Below are 5,200 nucleotides of genomic sequence, written 5' to 3'. Positions count from 1 at the left end.
CCAGTGAGGGGTTGTCCTGACTGTAATTGTTTTAAAGCTGCTTCGAAATCAAAGTTGTTTGCCATGATGTGTCATTTCCTGTTTGATTCAGTTTATTGAAATGACACAGATTTTTGAACACTACCGCGAGGAAGGACCCTATGCTAGTTTTCTTTAGGTACACATTGAAGACATAAAAAAGTGAGGTACTTTGCCTCACTTTTTTACTGTTTGAATATTGCTGCTATGCTCTAGAACTGATGTAGCCAATCACGCTTGTTATGAAAGTCCGCATTTGGACTGCTGTGTTGCATGGCATAATATTGTTCGCCTTGCGAGGTTTTGAGTACAGCGCTTAAGCCCAGAAACAAATCCGACCATTGCAATTTGTGCTTTAACATAAACTCGGTTAAATCAAGGCTCACATTTAAACCATAATGTGTGCGTTTAAGCTGGTTCAGTTCGATGTCATCGGCGGCTTGAGGCGGCATATCTTCCGGATAGCGATATTCCTCAAACTGATATACCTGCCACGCCTGAGAAGGCGACAGATTGATTTCGCGATAGAAATCCTCACCCTGTACACCAATAAAAATTTCAAAACAGGTGTGTTCCCATAGGAAATCTTGACGAGGGTAGTCTTGAACCAGTTCAGGCCATTGTATGAACTGGTTGGGGTCGCGTAACCAGTAGCCAACATTTAAGCTATATGGGCTTTGTTGTTCAATCGCAGCAACCAGGGAGATCGATTGAAAGCGACGATCAAAAGCGCTAAGTTCGTAACTTGCCATGAAATCTACTTAGTTAGACAAATGAGCGTGACGAACCAAGTTGGATAATTTGGCATTCTGTTTTGCCGCTTTTTTATAAATCAGCGCAATTTTACCAATTTTTTGAACAATTTCAGCACCAGTCTGAGCTGAAAGATCTTCGATTAAAGATGCGCGTTCTTCACGATCTTCCGCTACGATTTTCACTTTAATCAATTCGTGATCGTTTAAAGCGCGGTTTAATTCTTCGACTACAGCTTCAGTCAAACCTTTATCGCCCAGCATAACCACCGGGTTTAATGCATGTCCGATTTGACGTAAACGTTTACGTTCCTGAATAGATAAAGCCGCCATAAAGATAACCTAATTTTAAAAACGGCTTAGTATAACAAATGCCAAGTTTAAACGCTTTATATTCTGTTGAAATAATCGATTTCAATTATTGAAAAAAACCTTTCAAAGATTGGATTTAGATACAGATGTATACTGCAAGGCCTATGTTTTTCACGTACAATCACCTATTAGAAGTTTTTTATTATTTAGAGAGTTATGGCGACACGCATTACCAACCAGAAGTTGTCAAAAAGTAGTCGAGAGTGGATGCGCGAGCATTTGGATGATCCTTTTGTAAAGAGAGCACAAAAGGAAGGTTATCGTGCGCGTGCTGCTTATAAGCTTCTTGAAATTCAAGAAAAATACAAAATTATTAAACCAGGCATGACGGTGGTTGACCTGGGTGCGGCACCCGGCAGTTGGTCGCAAATTGCAGGTAAATTAGTCGGCGATAAAGGTTTGTTGATTGCCTCCGATATTTTACCAATGGACGCATTGCCGGATGTAACTTTCCTGCAAGGCGACTTCCGTGAGGAAGAAGTTTTTGAAAAATTGTTAAATATTTTAAACGGACGGACTGTAGACGTTGTAATTTCGGATATGGCCCCCAATACATCAGGTAATAAGGCTGTAGATCAACCTCGCCAAATTTACTTGTGTGAACTGGCTCTAGATTTTGCCAACAAGGTTTTAGGACCTAAAGGCCAATTTATCGTCAAGGTTTTCCAAGGCACCGGATTTGACGAATTCCGTAAACAGGTAGTAGATAGCTTTGATGTATTGAAGACAGCAAAACCCGCTGCTTCACGTGCCCGATCTAAAGAAGTATTTTTAATCGGGCAAGGTCGTAAGAAAGCTTCTAGATAAAGTTTACTTGCCAAGACGTTAAAAATTGTGCATTTTGTACATTTTTAAAATATTGCAAAGCTGATCTTCAGCTTAAATTAAGGTCACCCATTTTTGGGCATGATCAAATTAGATTGATATGGGAATAAAGCTTTGAGCGATCTCTTCAAGAATGCCGTATTGTGGCTGGTTATACTGGGTGTGCTGATTCTGATTTTCAGTAACATCAGTGACCGCAATCAACCGACAGCAATGAATTATTCAGAGTTTGTTTCAGCGGTGAATGCTGGTCAAATTAAGCAAGTCACCATTGATGGCGAAAGAATTCGTGGTGAAAAAACAAACGGTTCAGAGTTTGAAAGTATTCGTCCTGCGGTTCAAGACCCGGAACTTATGCCAAACCTCATCAAACATAATGTTGTTGTAGAAGGGACTGCACCGCAACGTCAAGGTTTGTTGATGCAACTTCTTATCGCTAGCTTCCCTGTACTTTTGATCATTTTGTTATTCATGTTCTTTATGCGCAACATGGGTGGTGGTGCAGGTGGCAAAAGCGGTCCAATGAGCTTTGGTAAATCGAAAGCCAAAATGCTGTCTGAAGACCAAATTAAAGTCACCTTTAGCGATGTTGCTGGCTGTGATGAAGCTAAACAAGAAGTTGTTGAAATTGTAGATTTCTTGAAAGATCCATCTAAATTTAAACGTCTGGGCGCAAGTATTCCTAAAGGCGTATTGATGGTTGGTCCTCCGGGTACCGGTAAAACCTTGCTTGCCAAAGCGATTGCAGGTGAAGCAAAAGTTCCGTTCTTCAGTATTTCAGGTTCTGACTTTGTCGAAATGTTCGTGGGTGTTGGTGCATCACGTGTACGTGACATGTTTGAACAGGCAAAACGCCATGCCCCATGCATTATCTTTATTGATGAGATTGATGCAGTCGGTCGTCACCGTGGTTCAGGTACTGGCGGTGGTCACGATGAACGTGAACAGACACTCAACCAGATGCTGGTAGAAATGGATGGTTTTGAAGGTAATGAAGGCATTATCGTCATTGCTGCAACCAACCGTGCCGATGTTCTTGATAAAGCACTCCTTCGTCCTGGTCGTTTTGACCGTCAGGTGATGGTAGGCCTTCCAGACATTAAAGGCCGTGAACAGATTCTGAATGTACACTTGAAAAAATTGCCTTCACACACGGGTGTGGATGTCAGAGTGCTGGCACGTGGTACTCCAGGTTTCTCTGGTGCACAATTGGCGAACCTTGTAAACGAAGCAGCGTTATTTGCTGCCCGTCGTAACAAGAACACAGTCGACATGCATGACTTTGAAGATGCTAAAGACAAGATCTATATGGGTCCTGAACGTAAATCGATGGTGATTCGTGAAGAAGAACGTCGTGCTACTGCTTACCATGAAGCCGGTCATGCGATTGTGGCTGAAATTTTACCGGGTACTGACCCTGTACATAAAGTGACCATTATGCCGCGTGGTTGGGCTTTGGGTGTGACCTGGCAGTTGCCGGAACAAGATGCAATTAGTCATTACAAAGACAAGATGCTGAATGAAATTTCGATTTTGTTTGGTGGCCGTATTGCTGAAGAAGTCTTCATTAACCAAATGTCGACTGGTGCTTCAAATGACTTTGAACGTGCCACTAAAATGGCACGCGCTATGGTGACTAAATACGGTATGTCTGACCGAATGGGTGTGATGGTTTATGAAGATGAAAACCAGAACGGTTTCTTTGGAAATGTCGGTAGTCGTACCATTTCTGAAGCAACGCAACAGCAGGTAGATGCTGAAGTTCGCCGCATTCTGGATGAACAGTATAAAGTTGCTCGTGAGGTTCTGGAAAACAACAAAGAGATCGCACATGCCATGGTGAAAGCATTGATGGAGTGGGAAACCATTGATCGTGACCAAATCCGTGACATCATGGAAGGTCGTGAACCACAACCACCTAAGGTGTATGTTGCTGAAAATCCGGTGATTGATGTAACACCAACAGATGGTCCTGCAACTCCTCCACCATTACCAGCGAGCTAAGTTGGATGGTTAGAAAAAAGAGTCTCAAATGAGGCTCTTTTTTTTATGGATAAGGCAGTTGTGTCTGAAAAGATTTCAGACTGTAAAATTGTAGAGTTGTTAGAATAGCCGGATTGCTTGAAGGAGAAATATAATGCAATTGATGCCATTACCTAATCGAATGCTGCAATGTGGTCAAATGAAGTTGGACTTGTCTCAACCACATGTTATGGGAATTCTGAATGTGACTCCAGACTCTTTCAGTGATGGCGGAAAGCATAATGCCAAAGATCAGGCTATAGCGTATGCCTTGCAGATGATAGAGGGTGGTGCAAGCGTAATAGATGTTGGGGGCGAATCAACCCGTCCCGGAGCTTCTGTGGTAGAGGTGGATGAAGAAATACGCCGTGTGGTGCCTGTAGTTGAAGAATTGGCCAAGCATGATGTCATTATTTCAATTGATACCTCACAACCCGAAGTGATTAAAGCTGCCGTTCAAGCAGGGGCACATATCTGGAATGATGTGCGTGCATTAACCCGTCCTCATGCCTTGCTAACTGCTGCTGAGCTGAATATTCCTGTGATTATTATGCATATGCGTGGCGAACCCACCACCATGAATAATTTAGACCAGTATGATGATGTAACCACTGATGTGATTAAAGAACTACAGCAGAGAGTAGATGATGCGATAGAGGCTGGGGTAAAACCTGAAAATATTGTGATTGATCCGGGCTTTGGTTTTGCTAAAAATGCACAGCAAAATTTGAAGCTGTTAAATGAACTTTATAAATTAAATGATATGGGTTATCCAATTTTATCGGCACTTTCCCGGAAGCGTTTTATTGGTGAAGCTCTGGGTGGGGCTGATGCTCAAAATCGTGCGATGGGTTCTGTTGCTGCTCATTTATTTAGTATTCAACAGGGGGCCTGCATGGTACGAGCACATGACGTCAAGGCAATGAGTGATGCCATTAAAGTATGGCAGGCGATGAATAATCTGGGTGTATAACCTAGGTATATAAAAAAGCTCGATAAGGTATCGAGCTTTTTTAGTTTAAGGTGTAATTGTTGACTGATATTTAATTACTTCAAAGACATGTAAATAAAAATGGGGGGAAATCCACTGCTGTCCCATAGTTTGCTTTAAATAAAAAAACCTGAGTCCTAACAGTTAAAATATGAGTGCAAACAAACACTTTAACGACCAGGATTCAGGTTTTGTCACATCAGAATACCGTATTTCATGA

General features: G+C 42.0%; 5 protein-coding genes. 3 read left to right on the top strand and 2 right to left on the bottom strand.

Translation table 11 applies throughout. The annotated features are described in order from the left end of the window. Window positions 1-230: 230 nt before the first annotated feature. On the bottom strand, window positions 231-770 hold the full coding sequence (locus tag FTT83_RS15390; protein ID WP_086196274.1) for a DOMON-like domain-containing protein: 540 nt from the start codon (window positions 768-770) through the stop codon (window positions 231-233). 9 nt (window positions 771-779) lie between these two features. Then, a complete protein-coding gene (gene yhbY / locus FTT83_RS15385) occupies window positions 780-1,103 on the bottom strand; it encodes a ribosome assembly RNA-binding protein YhbY (RefSeq protein WP_086196273.1) in 324 nt (107 codons plus the stop codon). Between the two features lie 195 nt (window positions 1,104-1,298). On the opposite strand from yhbY, the gene rlmE reads away from it, so the two are divergent. From rlmE to folP, 3 genes are all read left to right on the top strand, one after another. Beyond that, a complete protein-coding gene (rlmE, locus tag FTT83_RS15380; RefSeq protein ID WP_180176826.1) occupies window positions 1,299-1,949 on the top strand; it encodes a 23S rRNA (uridine(2552)-2'-O)-methyltransferase RlmE in 651 nt (216 codons plus the stop codon). Between the two features lie 132 nt (window positions 1,950-2,081). Further along, the gene (ftsH, locus tag FTT83_RS15375) at window positions 2,082-3,971 is read left to right on the top strand and encodes an ATP-dependent zinc metalloprotease FtsH (protein WP_180042952.1); all 1,890 of its coding nucleotides are present in this window, start codon (window positions 2,082-2,084) and stop codon (window positions 3,969-3,971) included. Window positions 3,972-4,104: 133 nt separating this feature from the next. Next, window positions 4,105-4,962, top strand: coding sequence for a dihydropteroate synthase (gene folP / locus FTT83_RS15370; protein ID WP_218948904.1), 858 nt, complete (start codon window positions 4,105-4,107; stop codon window positions 4,960-4,962). The last annotated feature ends 238 nt before the right edge of the window (window positions 4,963-5,200 follow it).

It is taken from the genome of Acinetobacter sp. YH01018 (genome assembly GCF_013420295.1).
Lineage (GTDB): Bacteria > Pseudomonadota > Gammaproteobacteria > Pseudomonadales > Moraxellaceae > Acinetobacter.
This window is presented reverse-complemented; position numbering and strand designations above follow the sequence as displayed.

What these genes read in the sequence shown, in the direction of transcription:
- FTT83_RS15390 (WP_086196274.1), bottom strand. Translation starts at nt 770, where the DNA reads ATGGCAAGTTACGAACTTAGCGCTTTTGATCGTCGCTTTCAATCGATC.
- yhbY (WP_086196273.1), bottom strand. Translation starts at nt 1,103, where the DNA reads ATGGCGGCTTTATCTATTCAGGAACGTAAACGTTTACGTCAAATCGGA.
- rlmE (WP_180176826.1), top strand. Translation starts at nt 1,299, where the DNA reads ATGGCGACACGCATTACCAACCAGAAGTTGTCAAAAAGTAGTCGAGAG.
- folP (WP_218948904.1), top strand. Translation starts at nt 4,105, where the DNA reads ATGCAATTGATGCCATTACCTAATCGAATGCTGCAATGTGGTCAAATG.